At 43.3% G+C, this 18,091-nt stretch carries 6 protein-coding genes and 1 pseudogene; 1 reads left to right on the top strand and 6 read right to left on the bottom strand.

What is annotated here, in order from left to right; all coding sequences use genetic code 11:
- The first annotated feature begins 218 nt into the window (after window positions 1-218).
- Window positions 219-1,079 carry a helix-turn-helix domain-containing protein gene (locus BM100_RS05370; RefSeq protein ID WP_092508688.1) on the top strand — a complete coding sequence of 287 codons (861 nt, stop codon included), beginning with the start codon at window positions 219-221 and terminating at the stop codon, window positions 1,077-1,079.
- A gap of 132 nt (window positions 1,080-1,211) precedes the next feature.
- Here the strand turns inward: BM100_RS05370 and BM100_RS05365 are convergent, their stop codons facing one another.
- The 6 genes and pseudogenes from BM100_RS05365 to pntA form a co-directional block, all read right to left on the bottom strand.
- Window positions 1,212-7,226: a non-ribosomal peptide synthetase gene (locus BM100_RS05365; RefSeq protein ID WP_092508686.1), complete on the bottom strand. Its 6,015-nt coding sequence runs from the start codon at window positions 7,224-7,226 to the stop codon at window positions 1,212-1,214.
- Window positions 7,223-11,926, bottom strand: a complete 4,704-nt coding sequence (locus tag BM100_RS05360) for a non-ribosomal peptide synthetase (protein WP_092508684.1) — start codon at window positions 11,924-11,926, stop codon at window positions 7,223-7,225. The genes BM100_RS05365 and BM100_RS05360 overlap by 4 nt, the downstream gene beginning before the upstream one ends.
- Window positions 11,923-12,306, bottom strand: a complete 384-nt coding sequence (locus BM100_RS24025; protein WP_420855301.1) for a phosphopantetheine-binding protein — start codon at window positions 12,304-12,306, stop codon at window positions 11,923-11,925. The genes BM100_RS05360 and BM100_RS24025 overlap by 4 nt, the downstream gene beginning before the upstream one ends.
- 539 nt (window positions 12,307-12,845) lie before the next feature.
- Window positions 12,846-14,549: pseudogene (locus BM100_RS05355) on the bottom strand (condensation domain-containing protein); the annotation flags it as partial.
- 535 nt (window positions 14,550-15,084) lie between these two features.
- The gene (gene pntB / locus BM100_RS05350) at window positions 15,085-16,473 is read right to left on the bottom strand and encodes a Re/Si-specific NAD(P)(+) transhydrogenase subunit beta (RefSeq protein ID WP_092508681.1); all 1,389 of its coding nucleotides are present in this window, start codon (window positions 16,471-16,473) and stop codon (window positions 15,085-15,087) included.
- A 10-nt stretch (window positions 16,474-16,483) separates the two neighbouring features.
- Window positions 16,484-18,016: a Re/Si-specific NAD(P)(+) transhydrogenase subunit alpha gene (pntA, locus tag BM100_RS05345; RefSeq protein WP_092508679.1), complete on the bottom strand. Its 1,533-nt coding sequence runs from the start codon at window positions 18,014-18,016 to the stop codon at window positions 16,484-16,486.
- Window positions 18,017-18,091: the final 75 nt, after the last annotated feature.

Here is an 18,091-nt window from a genome sequence, read left to right as displayed (position 1 = left end):
CTATTTTCTTAGTTAGATCATCGGATTATACAAAACATAAAACTGGCTATGGTCTTGAAATTACCGTATTGAAATTACCGCATTAAAATTGCAATATTGAAGCGTTTAACCAAAATAAATGCCCGTTCGATGCGAATGTTTCTTGCTCTGCAGCAATCCATTAGGTGTAGTTGCAGTAGATTTCAAGATATATAGCCAGTCAATTGATAAGGAAAGATATGTCCGTAATGATCACTAAGACCATTATCTTTGAGCTGATTTCTTGGGTTGAAAAAAACCTTGATAATCAACTTAATATAGATATTGTTGCTAAGAAATCAGGTTATAGTAAGTGGCACTTACAACGCCTGTTTAAAGCGATCACCGGCGAATCTCTGGGAAGCTACATACTTAAACGTCGACTTTATAAAACAGCGATAGCTTTGTGGTTCTCTGGACAAAAGGCCTATGAAGTTGCAGTTCGATACCAATTTGATTCACATCAATCATTTTCACGTTCATTTAAATCTCATTTCAGCGTCACTCCGGGAGCTTGGAGAAAAACTGAGAATTTAGAGTTAAATCGGTTATTCCCGCCATTTACCCCTGCAACAGACGATGTTCCTGAACTTATTCTCGAAAAAATAGAAGGTTATGATATTTTCATCCAGAATGATGCAGGTAGCTTAACAATCGAAGAGGAAGAAAATAGCAATAAATTCTATAATGATGTAAATCATAGCGTTAATATTCTATTAAATAGAAATATTCATCAACCAATAGATACATATGTAACTATTAGTAACCAATATTTAAGAAAGACAGATAATCTTGCTGTTCGCGTACACCTTGGGCATCATTCATCGAATTGTGTTCGAACATCCAAAATCAATGTCAAGGGCAACTATCTGGTTTTTAGATGGTATGGTGCAAGCCAAGATCTCAGTAAAAAAGTACAACAGATCTATGATAGTGTACTTATTGGGTCCTCTTATGTATTACGCCCAGATCCTGATGTCATCATTATACGTAACTTCGATGTATCAATTCACTCTCAGGATACGCATTGGAATTATGAGTATTTAATCCCTGTTGTATAATTTTATTGTCGGTGTATTTCACCAGATTTCAGAAGCCTCATGGAATTGATAGCGTTTGAAGATAATTGGCCTCATCCATGAGGCTCTACTCTCGTCTCGTTTATTAATCTAATCAACTTTTCCTAAGTGAAGTTATTCATAAAGTCTACTGATACTCACTTTACTTTGACCCGATACGATGACTTCCAACAACTTTTCATAATTCTTCGCAAGGCTATTGGCGATCTCTTCGGTATACAATTCTGGGTTATAGCTTAATTCGCAAATGATATTTTGCGATGCATTGATGAAGTTTATCCCCAGTGACTGAAAAGGTACCGGATCAATTTTTATCGATTCCATATCGAGATTGGGTAACGATATTTTGCTGCTTTCTGGGCTATCCGCGTAATTATAGAAATTCTGGGCATCCATATAATTAAAAATAACATTAAATATACAGTCCCTGGTCTTTTCTCCTACACTATCAATCACCGCAGCCATATGAATATCTGAATTCTCCAGTGAGTTATAAATAAACTGGCTGACTTGCTGGATGATGTCATGAAGACTCATTTCTTTACTGATAGTTGATTTTACGATCAAGTCATCCAAGAACAAGCCCATGATTGGATGGCTATCGATATGAGCACGATCTGCTTGTGGTGAGGTGACAACATGTTGCGATTCACCAGAATACATAAAGAGACAAGCATGGAACAATGCCATATATAACATGTAAGGGGTGATTTTATGGGTTTCACAGTATTGTGAAACGGCCTTATCCAGTGATTCCGGTGTATTAATATTGATGACTTTAAATTGATACGTTGTATCCATATGCTTGCTGAAAGCAACAGGGAAACTACGCTCATCCGTATTAATATCAGCAAATTGTTGCTGCCAGAATTTTAGCTGATTTTGATATTTTTCAGTCTTATGACGTTCATACAAATCATACGAAAAATCAGAGTATTGCATTGAAAGAGGCGGAAGCGTAATTTCTTGCCCCTGTGAGTATGCCGTATACAATGTCTTCAGCTCATTCATAAGAATGTTGATAGACCATCCATCGAAAATAATGTGATGAATGTTAATGAACAAAACTGAGCGTGTTTTTGACATCGGCAATAAAAATGTCTTGAATAACGGGCCATTGAATATATCAAAAGGTATCTTTAATTCCGTTTCCCAGAGCTTGTTAATTTCAGCGGTAATGTGTTCTTTTTCTAATCCTTTTGGCAATAAATCTATAATTTGCAAATTGGCTGTCATATTGTTATTGGGCGTTATGAAAGTCTGTCCATCTTCTTCGTAAAATCGCAATCGCAAGCTTTCATGCCGCTCTATAATTACAGAAAAACTTTTTTCCAATGCCCTTTTATTCAGTTCCCCCTCGAGCAAAAAGAAGAGAGGGATACTGAAAGCATCGTCCAATAGACCTTCTTTGGCCAGAGACCAAAACATTTTTTGATAGTAAGAAATCGGTATTTTTCTATCAGTGATATTTTTCCTATCGAATACATTTTCCGTTAGTGAATGTGATGTTGATGATAATGTGAGAGTGTTGCGAATCAGATTAGCAATCTGGGCAATCGTTGGGTTCGCAAACATGTGATTCATGCTGAAATTGTTGTTTAAATCTTTTTTTATAGAAGCTGTTATTTTCACAGCCAATAGCGAATGACCACCGAGTGAGAAGAAATTATCATAAATGCCAACTTGATTGATTTTCAGGTGGTGCTGCCACAACTGACAAAGTTTTTCTTCAATTTCATCCCGTGGTGCAACATAAGCGTGGTGGTGTAAGTCACCATCGTTTGGCATCGGCAGCGCTTTTTTATCTATTTTATTGCTCAATGAGAGCGGCATGCGTTCCATTGGGATATAAAGGCTGGGAATCATGTATTCTGGCAATTGTTTTTTCAGGGCCGCTTCCAATAATTCGGCAAGCTCCCCACCAATGGCAGAGATTTGCGGATAATTAGCCAGATGGGTTTGACTATATTCATGGCGAGCCTGCACGGGAGGCAATTCATGTCGGCTGAAAATCACATCCAGCAGGTCAAATTGCTGTTGTGACCATGTCACGCCGCATTGATAACCGCACTGTTCAGCATATTGGAGCAAGGATTCGAACGCCGAAATTTGCTCCATCGCTTCCGGTGTCAAACAACCATCATTTTTCAATGATGGTATGATTTGGTTCGCTGGCCAATGGCGCAGTCCTTCAGACAATTCAACATCATCTTTAATGCGGGCGTTAGGGATGCCCGAGATACCGAACGTATCGTATGTGCCTGCTTGCAACTGACTGTTAATTTCATCAATTGTATTAAAATAAAACCAAACTATAGACTGTTCGTGACATATCGCTGCATTTTCATCGCGTTTATGCAGGATGACCTCATAACGATAGCGCAGCATTTCATTGTCGCCGATGCCCCGTTTCACCAGAATATCGACACGGTCAATTTCCGGATAACGTGTTGGCAGTTGGGCAAAATAAGTCGGACTGAGCAGGAACTCTTCTTCTTGCTGTAGCCGCCGCTGGACACGGTTTGCCAGTGTTCCCGCATCAATGCGTTGCCCATTGCAACGGCTTTGTTCAATGGCTGTCATGTGGGCTGTCAGCAGATCTAAGTTGCGGATATCCCCCAACAGGATTTTTCCCCCTGCTTCAACTATCGGCAATAATTGAGTAATCACTTTATCCAGATATTGTACATTAGGGAAATATTGCACCACCGAGTTAATGACAACCGTATCGAAGATATCATTCGTGCCCACGCCTAAATTCAGGGCATCCCCCTGATGTAATTGAACATGGGACCAACCACGCTGTTGCAGTATGTGCTGGTGTCGTGCCAAAATTTCTGCCGAAATATCCGTTGCCAATACCGATTCACACTGTTCAGCGTAGCGATATAACAGCAAGCCTGTACCACAACCGATTTCCAGTAAACGACGCGGATGCAGATCATTAATTCGCTGAACTGTACCCGCCCTCCACTCTTCCATTTGCTCAAGCGGAATGGGTTGATCGGTATAACTGTTTACCCAGCCGCCAAAATCACTGTCAGCGTCATCCTGATTGGCGACAGGATTTTTATTGGTTTTTTGCCGATATTGTTCATCAAATATTTCTGTCCAGCCCTCTACGTAATCGGCATTAAACTCGGTAGCTTTTTCAGCCAACCACTCAGTGCTTGGGCAAACATAGGCGATCAGCTTTTTGTTTTCGTCTTCGCCATTCGTGATCACTGCGGCACTGCTTAAAATGTCCTGTTCAGCCAAAACAGATTCAATTTCCCCCAATTCTATCCGATAGCTGCGAATTTTGATCTGCGAATCAATGCGGCCAATAAATTCCAGTTCACCGTCAGGCGTCCAGCGCACCAAATCCCCGGTGCGATAAAGTTTGTCGTTTGGTTCAGCACTGAATGGATCACGGATAAACTGTTTTTCTGTCAGTTCTGGCGCGTTCCGGTAACCCCGCGCCAATTGGATGCCGCCGATATGCAATTCTCCCACCGCCCCAAGGGGGACTAAATGGCCATCAGAGCCGATAATGCGCATCACGGCATTCGGCAACGGTTTGCCGATCGTCACCCGCTTATCTGCCGTCAATAATCCGCTGGTAATGATGGACGTGCACTCTGTCGGGCCGTAGACGTTGAACAATCTCCGTTCTTGTGACCACTGTGCGGCAATGTATGGCGGCACAGTTTCTCCAGCTAATAACAACGTTGAAACGCTGCGCCATTGATTGAAATCCAGATGAGGTAATAAAGCTGGTGGCAATATCGCATGGGTAATTTGGTGTTTTGCAACGATGTCATTCAGCAATTCAGGGGAGCGGCGCTGGTTTTCAGAAATAAGGTACAGCGTTGCCCCGTACGCCAATGTCATGGACATTTCCAGAATGGCCGCGTCAAAGCTCCATGACGCAAATTGCAATACACGGCTGTTGGCATCAGCGCCATACAAATCCGCCTGTGCATGTGCCAGATTAACCCAGCCTTTGTGTTCCAGCATCGCGCCCTTTGGCCTGCCCGTTGAACCCGAAGTGTAGACAACATAGGCCAGATCATTTTCAGTCAATGGGAATGGGCGTTCAGTTATATTATCGGTGGGTAAATTTTTCAGATTCGACTGAATGTCGGTGGTATCAAGGCAAATCACTTTTTGTTGACTGACAGGTAATTTTTCAACCAATGATGATTCCGTCAGAATAAGTTCTGCCCCGCTGTTCTCCAGCATATATCGGAGGCGCGCTTTTGGATAACTGGCATCCAGTGGTACATAAGCGCCACCCGCTTTAAGAATTCCCAGCAGGACAACAACGGCCTGCAATGAGCGTGGGAGGCAAATCGCAACCAAAGTGTCTGGCTGAATCCCTTGTTCAATCAGATAATGGGCAAGCTGGTTAGCCTGCCCATTTAATGCTTGGTAGCTTAATGAATGATTACCAAAAACCAACGCGGTTTTTTCAGGAGTGAGTGCAACTTGATTTTCAAATAATTCATGGAAGCACAGGCCGCGCTGGTACTGAATTTGAGGCCCATTCAGTTCATGCAGCAGTGCGTGTTTTTCAGTATCAACTAAAAATGGGAGAGCATGGGCAGGTGGCTCAGCAGTAACTGAATTTTCATCCATCGTTTCAACAATGCTGGTCAGCAGTGTTGCGTAATTTTCGAGTAATCGGTCAATGGTAGCGTCGTTAAACAGGTTAGTGTCTGCAATCCATAGAATCGATAACTCATCTCCTTTTTCATAAACATGAACTTCTAAATCAAACCGAGTCGTGAGCAGCGGTTTTTCTTCTTCAGAAACAGCGTGTTCCTGTTCCCAAATGATATCAAATTGATTGTTTTGTACAGCGAAAATTATCTGGAAAATGGGATTATGATTTAAATGTCGTTCCGGGCTGAGTGTTTCCACCAACTTTTCAAACGGCAAATCTTGATGGTCATAGGCATCCAGAATGGTACGGCTGTTTTGCTTCAACAATTCACTGAAAGTGAGCTGCCCTGATAAGTCAGTCCGGATAACCAGAGAGTTGACGAAAAAGCCGATCAGGGGTTCTATGTCCCGGTGCCGCCGCCCCGCAATCGGCATACCGACCACAATATCTTTTTCATTGCTGTAATGACTGAGCAATACGGCAAAAGCCGTTTCCAAGAACATAAATAATGTGACTTTATGTTTGGTACACAGTTCCCTGATTTTTTGAGTCAGATGCTGCGAAATCTGTTGTGGGTAAACTCGCCCTTCGAAGCCTTGTTTTTCCGGGCGGGAATTATCCAGCGGGAAACAATGCACAGGAGCAATGCCGGTTAACTGGTTTTGCCAATACGCCAGTTGTTTTTCCAGAACCTCACCTTGCAACCAATTCCGCTGCCATTGGGCATAGTCGGCATACTGGATTTTTAGCGGAGGCAGCGGATTAGGCTCCCCTTGGCAGTAAGCCCGGTATAAGGTGAGCAGTTCGCTGAGGAAAATCGGTATAGACCAGCCATCGTAGGCGATGTGGTGCATCGTATAGATGATGGCATAATCTTCTGTGGCCAGTTTAATGACCCGGATACGCAGCATCAAATCGGCACTCAGGTTAAAAACCTGACGCCCTTCTTCTTTATTAATTTGTTTTAATTGGCGTTCTTTTTCAGCTTCCGGAACTAAAGATAAATCATGATAAATAATGGGCAGTTCAAAAACAGTCGCAATCACCTGCCGTGGTTCGTTATCAATGACTTTAAAATGGGTGCGCAAGGCTTCATGGCGTTCAAGCAAACTTTTTACTGCCGCTTCGAATGCCTCAATATTGATTGATTCCCTTAATCTCAAATCTCCGGTGCCATTGTATTGCGGGCTGCTGCCATTAGACTGATCAATCAGCCACAAACGCTGCTGGGCAAATGAGAGTGGATAATCGCTTGCATGCTCATCACGCTGGATGTCTTGCAATTGATATGTATTCGTTCCTTCCGCTGAGTTAGCGTAACTCAGGAATTCAATCAATTCTTGTTTATGCTCTTTCCACTCGCTGAGTAACTCCGGCGGTATCGTGTCATTCTGGGTCTCATATTGTAAGCGGTTATCTGCAACAAACAGCGTAATTCCTTGCTTTAACGCTTCATTGACGATCTGGGCGATGTTTTTCATATATCCCCTCTCAATAATGTTTGTGTTTTCCCTTGCTCCGTCTGGAAATGCTTTCTTCTTGTTTGAATAAGATGAATCGTGACAAGTTGTGATAATTTTTCCAGCGTTGGATTTTCGAAAATACTCTTCAAAGGGATTTCGACATCCAGTTCATTGCGTATTGAACTGATAAGGCGTGTTGCCTGAAGTGAATGCCCGCCCAATGTGAAGAAATTGTCATAGATCCCAACCTGACGAACTTTCAGTAAGTTTTGCCATAACTGACAAAGTTTCTTCTCTATTTCATCTCTTGGGGCAATATAAGTCTGGCGTCGCAGATCGTCTTCGTTAGGAATAGGCAGCGCTTTTTTATCGATTTTATTGTTCAGGGAAAGCGGCATGCGCTCCAGTGTAATATAGAGGCTGGGCACCATATATTCTGGTAGTTGCTTTTTCAGAGCAGACTCAAGGTATTCTGAAAGTTCACCGCTAATCGATGAGATTTGCGGGTAGTTCGCCAAATGGGTTTGGTTGTAATCAGCTCGCGCTTGTATCTGGGGTAATGCGCTACGGCTGAAAATCACATCCAGCAGTTCGGGCTGTTGTTGTGACCATGTTATGCCACACTGATAACCGCACATTTCAGCATATTGGATCAACAGTTCAAAAGATTGAACCTGTTCCGCCGAATGTGGGGAAAAACTGCCCACTTGCTCCGATGAATAAATGAATTGATTTGCTGACCAATGCCTCAAGCCTTCAGCTAAGGCAATATCATCGTTGATACGTGCATTGGGGATACCGGAAACACCAAATATTTGTTCTTCCCGCTGTAATATATCGCGTAAATTTTCAAGGGAGACAAAGTCGTGCCAGGTGAAAGGCGTATGGGCAAAAGCTCCCCTGCTGTTTATGCTTTCCTCTTTTTGATTGCTGGCAGCTTTTTTATGCAATATGACGTCATAACGATAGCGCAGCATTTCATTGTCGCCGATGCCCCGCTTGACCAGAATATCCACACGGTCAATTTCCGGATGACGGGCAGGCAATTGAGCAAAGTAAGTCGGACTGAGCAGGAACTCTTCTTCTTGCTGTAACCGCCGCTGAATACGGTTTGCCAGCGTTCCCGCGTCGATGCGCTGTCCGTTACAGCGGCTTTGTTCTATCGCTGTCACATGGGCCGTCAGTAAATCTAAGTTACGGATATCCCCCAACAAAATGTTTCCGCCTGCTTCAACTATCGGCAATAACTGTGCAATCACCTCATCCAGATACTGCACGTTGGGGAAATATTGCACCACCGAGTTAATGACAACCGTATCGAAGATATCATTCGTACCTACGCCTAAATTCAGGGCATCCCCTTGATGCAATTGAACATGGGACCAACCACGCTGTTGCAGGATGTGCTGGTGCCGAGCCAAAACTTCTGCCGAAATATCGGTTGCCAGTACCGATTCACACTGTTCAGCATAGCGATATAACAGCAAGCCCGTACCGCAGCCGATTTCCAGTAAACGACGCGGACGCAGGGCTTCAATGCGTTGCATGGTGCCAGAGCGCCATTCTTCCATCTGCTCAAGCGGGATCGGCTGGCGGGTATAACTGTTTACCCAACCGCCAAAATCACTGTCAACGTCATGCTTATCGACGATAATATTTGCAGCCGTTGTTTGCCGGTATTGCTCATCAAAGATTTTTGTCCAGCTTTCTACATAATCGGCATTAAATTCAGCCGCTTTCTCAGCCAACCACTCTGTACTCGGGCAAACATAGGCGATCAGCTTTTTATCTTCACCGTCACCATCCGTGATCACTGCAGCACTGCTTAAAATCGCCTGCCCGGACAAAACGGACTCGATTTCCCCCAGCTCTATCCGGTGGCTGCGAATTTTAACCTGCGAATCAATGCGACCAATAAATTCCAATTCACCGTCAGGCGTCCAGCGTACTAAATCCCCGGTGCGATAAAGTCTGTCGCTTGGTTCAGCACTGAATGGATCACGGATAAACTGTTTTTCTGTCAGTTCTGGCGCGTTCCGGTAACCCCGCGCCAATTGGATACCGCCGATATGCAATTCTCCCACCGCCCCAAGAGGGACTAAATGACCATCAGAGCCGATAATGCGCATTACGGCATTCGGCAGCGGTTTGCCGATCGTAATCCGCTTGTCTGCCGTCAATAACCCGCTGGTAATGATGGACGTGCACTCTGTCGGGCCGTAGACATTGAACAGTCTCCGTGCTTGTGACCATTGTGCGGCTATGTATGGCGGCACTGCTTCCCCAGCTAACAATAGCGTTGAAACGCTGCGCCATTGGTTGAAATCCAAATGAGGCAGTAATGCGGGCGGTAAAACTGCATGGGTAATTTGGTGTGTTGCAACAATGTCATTCAGTAACTCAGGGGAGCGGCGCTGGTTTTCAGAAATAAGGTATAGCGTTGCCCCGTAAGCCAATGTCATAGACATTTCCAGAGTAGCTGCGTCAAAACTCCAGGAAGCAAATTGCAATACGCGGCTGTTGGCATCAGCACCATACAAATCCGCCTGTGCATACGCCAAATTGACCCAGCCTTTATGTTCCAGCATTGCACCTTTAGGTTTGCCGGTAGAGCCAGAGGTGTAAATTACGTAGGCCAGATGATTTTCAGTCAATGGAAATGGCCGCTTGGTTATATTTTCGGTGGGTAAATCTTTCAGACTTGACTGTATGTCGGTGGTATCAAGGCAAATCACTTTTTGCTGGTTAAGTGGCAATTGATCGACCAAGTTCGTTTCTGTCAGGATCAGTTCTGCCCCACTGTGCTCCAGCATGTATTGAAGGCGCGCTTTCGGATAACTGATATCCAACGGAACATAAGCACCGCCGGCTTTTAAAATTCCCAGCAGTGTAATAACTATTTCCATCGTTCGGGGAAGACAAATTGCAACCAAGGTATCGGGTTGAATACCTTGTTCCATAAGGTAATGCGCCAATTGATTGGCTCGTTCATTCAGCTCGCGATAACTGAGCGAACTTTCACCAAATATCAACGCGTTTTTTTCGGGGGTGAGTGCAACTTGCTTTTCAAACAGCTCATGGAAACACAGGCCGCGCTGGTACTGAGTTTTTGGTCCATTTAATTCATGCAATAATGTGCGCTTTTCCACATCGCCCAAGATTGAAAGTTTATCAATGGATGGCTCTTTATTGTTTGCATCGAGACTCATCGTCTCAACAATGCTGGTCAGCAACGTTTCGTAATTGGTGAATAATCGGTCAATCGTATCGCGGTTAAACAGGCAAGTGTCCGCAATCCATAAAATCGATAGTTCATCCCCTTCTTCATAAACATGAACTTCTAAATCAAATCGGGTGGTGATAAATGATTTTTCTCTATCCGGAACAATAGTTTCTTGTTCCAGCGTCGTGTCTTTTTGGTTGTTCTGTACGGCGAAGATTATCTGGAAGATGGGATTATGATTTAAATTTCGCTCCGGGCTGATTGTTTCCACCAACTTTTCAAAAGGCAAATCTTGATGGTCATAGGCATCAAGAATGGTACGGCTGTTTTGCTTCAACAATTCACTGAAAGTGATTTCTTTCGATAAGTCAGTCCGGATAACCAGAGAATTGACGAAAAAACCGATCAGGGGTTCTATGTCCCGGTGCCGCCGCCCCGCAATCGGCATGCCGACCACGACATCTTTTTCACCACTGTAACGACTGAGCAATACAGCAAAAGCGGTTTCCAAGAACATAAATAATGTCACTTCGTGCTTGATGCACAGCTTCCTGATTTTTTGGGTAAGAGACATCGGGATGCGTTGTGTAAGAATATGTCCTTCGAAACCTTGCTTTTCCGGGCGAGGATTATCCAGCGGGAAATGATGCAAAGGGGCAATGCCGGCTAACTGATTTTGCCAATACGTCAGTTGTTTTTCCAGAACCTCACCCTGCAGCCAATTCCGCTGCCATTGGGCATAGTCGGCATACTGGATTTTTAACGGAGGCAACGGATTAGATTCGCCTTGGCAGTAAGCACGGTATAAGGTAAGAAGCTCACTGAGGAAAATGGGAATAGACCAGCCATCGTAGGCAATGTGATGCATGGTATAAATAATGACATGGTCATTTTCTGCCATTTTAATGACCCGGATACGCAGCATCAAATCAGCACTCAGGTTAAAAAGTTGGTTTTCCTCTTCTTTATTAATTTGTTTTAATTGATGTTTTTTTTCTGCTTCCGAAAGTGATGATAAATCATGGCAGACCATAGGCAGATCATAGGCCGTCGCAATCATCTGCCGTGGTTCGTTATCAATGACTTTAAAATGGGTGCGCAAGGCTTCATGGCGTTCAAGCAAACTTTTCACTGCCGCTTCGAATGCTTCAATATTGATTGATTCCCTTAATCTGAAATCTCCAGTACCGTTATACTGTGGGCTGCAGCCATTAAGCTGATCAATCAACCACAAGCGCTGCTGGGCAAATGAGAGTGGATAATGTGCGGAGCGACCGTCACGGGGAATATCCTGCAATAAATGATTATCAGTATCTGCTTCCGCATCGATTGAAGTTAGAAATTCAATCAATTCTTGCTTATGAGTTTTCCATTTGTTGAGCAACTCCGGCGGTATCGTGTCATACTGAGCCTCATACTGTAAGCGGTTATCTGCAACAAACAGTGTAATTCCTTGGTTTAATGCTTCATTGACGATCTGAGCTGCGTTTTTCATATATCCCCTCTAAATAATATTTGTGTTTTCCCTTGCTCTGTCTGGGCATGTTTTCTTCTTGTCTGAATAAGATGAACCGTGACAAGTTGCGATAATTTTTCCAGCGTTGGATTTTCAAAAATGCTTTTCAATGGGATTTCAATGTGTAATTCATTGCGTATTAAACTGATCAGCCGTATTGCCTGAAGTGAATGTCCGCCTAGCGTGAAAAAGTTGTCGCGAAGCCCCACCTGATGAACTTTCAGCAAGTCCTGCCATAACCGGCAAATTTGTATTTCAATTTCAGTTTCTGGTGCGATATAAGTCTGTTGACGTAAGTCACTGTCTATTGGGGTCGGAAGTGCTTTTTTATCGATTTTATTGTTCAGGGAAAGCGGCATGCGTTCCAGTGTGATATAGAGACTGGGCACCATATATTCCGGTAAGTGCTTTTTCAGGGCAGATTCAAGATGTTCTGAAAGTTCGCCGCTAATCGATGAGAGTTGCGGGTAGTTCGCCAAATGGGTTTGACTGTAAACAGCTCGCGCCTGTATCTGGGGTAATGCGCCACGGCTGAAAATCACATCCAGTAGATCGGGTTGTTGTTGTGACCATGTCAAACCGCATTGATAGCCGCACTGCTCTGCATATTGAAATAAGGATTCAAATGCTTGAACCTGTTTGGTTGCCTGAGGAGAGAATTTTCCGGCATATTCTGGCGGATGGAGTAATTGATTGGCTGACCAATAGCGCAATCCTTCTGCCACTTCAACATCATCTTTGATACGGGCGTTGGGTATGGCTGAAATACCAAAGGTCTCGAACGTTCCTGCTTGCAACAGGCTACTAATTTCTTCGATTGTATTGAAATTAAGCCAGGTTACAGGCTGAGCGCGATATGGTTCTGTATCTTTAACTTGTTTATGCAAGATAACGTCATAACGATAGCGCAGCATTTCATTGTCGCCGATGCTTGCTTTTCAAATAATTCATGGAAACAAAACCCATGATGATTCTGCTTCCGTGGCCCATTCCAATGATGTAATAAAATTTGTTTCTCAGAGTCAGACAAGAGCGGTATTTCGTGAACGGAAGGTTCTTTATTTGTTGTATAATTGCCCGCACTGTATTTCATTACATTGACTATATTGAAAAGTAATGTTTCGTAATTGACCATTAATCTGTCAATAGTATTTCTATTAAACAGATTGGCATCTGAAATCCATTCCAAATATAATTCGTTGTCTTTTTCGTAAATATGAATTTCTAAATCAAAGCGCGCTTTCCAAAATGGGCGTTTTTTTATCTCAATATGTTTATCCTGTTCCAGCAGTGTATCTTGCTGGGTATTTTCTAAAGTAAAAGCTATCTGGAATATGGGGTTATAATTTAAGTTTCGTTCAGGGCTGATTTTTTCTACTAAAGTTTGAAAGGGTATATCTTGATGGGCGTATGCATCCAAAATGTTGCGGCTATTTTGTTTCAGTAGTTCACTGAACGTTGGTTTTCCTGACAAATCTGTTCTGATCACCAAAGAGTTGACAAAAAAACCAATCAAAGGCTCTACGTCATGGTGTGTTCTGCCTGCCAACGCCGTTCCTACCAAAATATCTTTTTCACCGCTGTAACGACTGAGTAATACGGCAAAGGCGGTTTCCAAGAACATAAATAATGTTGCTTCATGCTTGGCACACAGCGCCCTGATTTTTTGGGTAAGAGGCATCGGGATACGTTGTGTATGAATATGTCCTTCTAAACCTTGTTTTGCCGGGCGGGGATTGTCCAACGGAAAATGATGAACCGGTGAAACACCGGATAATTGCTTTTCCCAGTAAGCCAGTTGTTTTTCCAGCACATTGCCTTGTAACCAGCTTCGTTGCCATTGGGCATAATCTGCATATTGAATTTTTAACGCTGGCAACGGATTTTTTTCATCATGACAATAAACCCGATATAACGTGAGAAGTTCTTTAAGGAATATTTCCTGTGACCAGCTATCACAAGCAATATGGTGGATGTTATAGATAATGGCATAATCTTTTTCAGCCAGTTTTATTACTCTAATTCGCAGCATCAAATCTGTATCGAGTTTAAATGTCAGATTCTCTTCTTCCTCTGCCAATTGTTTTATTTGTTCTTTTTTTGTTGCTTCCGGAAATATTGACAAATCATAGTACTTGATGGGTAAATCGTAGGCAGTCTCGATAACCTGCCTAGGCTCATTATCAATCGTTTTAAAATGGGTGCGCAAAGCTTCATGGCGTTCAAGGATCGTTTTCACTGCTTCCTCAAATGCCTTGATGTTAAGTGATTCCTGTAGCCTAAAGTCTTCTACACAGTTGTATTGCGCACTGCCTTCAGTTAATTGGTCAATGAACCATAAACGTTGCTGGGCAAATGAGAGTGGATAATCCGCAGCGCCAGCATTGCGCTGAATTTTTTGTGCTTGGTGTATTTGAGTTTCTTCTGTTGCGTCAACCTGACTGAGAAAGTCAATCAATTCTTGCTTATAATTTTTCCATTCATTGAACAATTCTGACGGTATACTGTCGCGGTTGGTTTCATACTGTAATTGGTTATCAACAACAAATAGAGTAATCCCTTGATTTAAAGCCTCATTGACAATTTGAGCAGCATTTTTCATATGATACTTTTCACCTTTCAATGGTTTTTGTGTTGTTTTTCCTCAGCGTGGAAATAAGTTTTCATTTTGTAATTAACGGATATAAAACATTTTAAGCCCCTTACTTTTATCGAGGAGAAAAATATGAATGTTTTAATACAGGTGTGAGGTGCTGGATAATATATATTTATAACCGTTATAATTTGATATAGGGAGATATCACATCTATATTTCATGCACACATTGTCTGAGGAATGGTTCCTGAAATAAAAAATAAGGCGGGACTTTTACTTTTAAATAGGCTTCCCTTGAAGAACAATCAATAATCATAGCCATAAATATAATGTTAAATATAGATTAAAATCATTAACAATCATACTAACATAGTCTTGTCAGGAGCCGTCATTTGCTTTTTTTATTTGTACATCAAAAACAATCAAAGGTAGATACTTTTATTCGCTCCCCCAAACATAATTTATTCTTCTTTCATTCTATGAAATAAGAAAGAGCTTTATGTCAAAACATAAAGCTCTGAATATAAAATAATATCACTGAATTATAACGCTCGAAGGATTGAGTCTACACTGTCTTTAGCATCACCAAACAACATTTGGGTATTTTCTTTAAAAAAGAGCGGATTTTGTACTCCGGCATAACCCGTATTCATCGAACGTTTAAAGACAATCACATTTTGGGCTTTCCAGACTTCCAATACTGGCATACCGGCAATCGGGCTGGAAGGATCGTCTTGGGCCGCAGGGTTTACGGTATCGTTGGCACCAATGACCAAAACGGTGTCTGTCTCAGAAAAATCATCGTTAATTTCATCCATTTCCAAAACGATATCGTAAGGCACTTTTGCTTCAGCCAGCAGTACGTTCATATGACCCGGCAAGCGGCCCGCAACGGGGTGAATGCCGAAACGAACGTTGATGCCCTTCTCCCGCAATTTCGCCGTAATATCATGAACCGGATATTGTGCTTGAGCCACTGCCATGCCATAGCCCGGCGTGATGATCACTGAGGTGGAATTTCTTAACAGTTCAGCGACTTCTTCCGCAGTTGTTTCGCGATATTCTCCCATCTCTTGTTTATCGTCGGATGAAACACCATCTGTTCCAAAACCGCCGGCGATAACACTGATGAAAGAACGGTTCATCGCTTTACACATAATATAAGAAAGAATTGCCCCTGAAGAACCAACTAACGCACCGGTGACAATCAGTAGATCATTACTCAGCATGAAACCTGCAGCAGCAGCGGCCCAACCTGAATATGAGTTCAGCATCGAAATCACGACCGGCATATCTGCCCCCCCAATTGAGGCGACTAAATGCCAACCAAAAGCGAGCGCTATCACGGCCATAAGCAATAAGGTGAAAACTTGCAGGCCAACACTTTCCGATCTGATAAAGGTAACCATCAGAATCAGAGAAACGATCAGCGCCGCCAGATTAAGTTTATGACGGTGTGGCAACATCAATGGCTTGGAGGAGAGCTTCCCGCGCAATTTACCAAATGCCACGACTGAACCGGTAAATGTTACTGCGCCAATGAATACGCCGAGAAAAACTTCCGTCAGATGGATATTCTCCATAATCGGAGTGGCAAAAGTATCATGGGTAATAAAGCTATTGAAGCCCACTAACACCGCGGCCAGACCGACAAAACTGTGCAAAATGGCGACCAACTCCGGCATTTGGGTCATTTCGACTTTTTTAGCAAGGCGAATGCCAATGACGGCACCGATGACCATCGCCAAAATAATCCAGCCGATTTTACCCGCGTCAGGGCCAAGGATTGTCGCGATCAACGCAATCGCCATCCCTACAATCCCGAAAATATTCCCCCGCTTGGAACTTTCATGGCGGGAAAGCCCAGCGAGACTGAAAATGAATAAAATGGCGGCAACAATGTATGCCGCGATGACTACTCCGTTCGACATAAGTTACCCCTTACCCTTTACGAAACATTTTCAGCATACGTTGAGTGACCGTGAAGCCACCGAAAATATTGATGCTGGCGATCAAGATGGCAATGAATGAGAAGAAACTCACCCATCCCCCTTCACCAATTTGCAGTACTGCACCAACGACAATAATGCCCGAAATCGCATTAGTGACTGACATTAATGGGGTATGCAATGAATGGCTGACATTCCAGACAACGTAATAACCCACAATGCAAGACAGGGCAAATACAGTGAAATGAGATAAGAATTCCTTCGGTGCAACATCTGCCAACCAGCCATACAAAATGATGGCCAAGGCCAATAATCCATATTTCAGCCACGGAGATTTGGGAGCTTTGGTAGGTTTATCTTCTTTTTTCAGCGGCGCAGGTTTAGCCACAGGCTGAGCTGAAACTTGAATGGGCGGCGCTGGCCAGGTAATTTCTCCTTGTTTCACAACCGTGACGCCACGGATAACAACATCTTCGAAATCTATAATAATTTCCCCATTTTTCTCTTTGCAGAGTAATTTCAGCAAATTAACCAGATTTGTTCCGTAGAGTTGTGACGATTGAGTGGGGAGACGACTGGGTAAATCGGTATAGCCAATAATTTTGACACCATTGGATGTCACGACAAGTTGGTCAGCCTGTGTGTATTCACAATTCCCGCCATTTTGTGCCGCCAGATCGACAACCACACTGCCGGGTTTCATGGAATCCACCATTTCTTTAGTAATAAGTTTTGGTGCCGGTTTGCCTGGGATCAGTGCTGTGGTCACGATGATATCAACATCTTTTGCCTGTGCGGCAAACAATTCCATTTCTGCTTTAATAAAGGCTTCGGACATGACTTTAGCATAACCATCGCCTCTGCCCGCTTCTTCTTTAAAATCCAATTCTAAAAATTCAGCGCCCATACTTTGTACTTGTTCCTTCACTTCCGGACGCGTATCAAAAGCACGAACGATGGCGCCAAGGCTGCCAGCCGCCCCGACTGCCGCCAAACCAGCGACACCAGCGCCAATAACCATCACCTTAGCTGGTGGTATTTTTCCTGCTGCTGTGATTTGCCCCGTGAAAAAACGGCCAAATTCATGAGCTGCTTCAACAATGGCACGATAACCTGCAATATTCGCCATTGAACTGAGAGCATCTAAAGATTGCGCCCGAGAAATCCGGGGCACTGAGTCCATCGCCAAAACAGTTATCTGGCGTTCTGATAATTTTGCGAGTAATTCTGGGTTTTGTGCCGGCCAGATAAAGCTAACTAATGTAGCTCCTTCTTTCATTAAAGCTATTTCATTATCGTCGGGAGCATTTACTTTAAAAATAATGTCTGATTGCCAAACCTGATGATGTTCTGCAATGTCAGCCCCGGCTTTTTGATAAGCTGCATCATCAAAACTGGCGAGTTTCCCAGCTCCCGCCTCTACTGCAACAGTAAACCCCAACTTACGCAACTGCTCCACGGTTGATGGTGTGGCAGCAACGCGAGCTTCATTTAAGAGCCGCTCTTTTGGTACACCAATATGCATAATGTTTCCTTCTCTAAGAATGAAATATATTGCCGATTATTACCTGTTGAAGCCTCTTTAACGATTTGTTTGATG

The sequence above is a fragment of the Xenorhabdus mauleonii genome, from assembly GCF_900113945.1.
GTDB classification, from domain to species: domain Bacteria; phylum Pseudomonadota; class Gammaproteobacteria; order Enterobacterales; family Enterobacteriaceae; genus Xenorhabdus; species Xenorhabdus mauleonii.
Note: the sequence above shows the minus strand (reverse complement) of the source record. Positions and strands in the feature narration are given on the sequence as shown.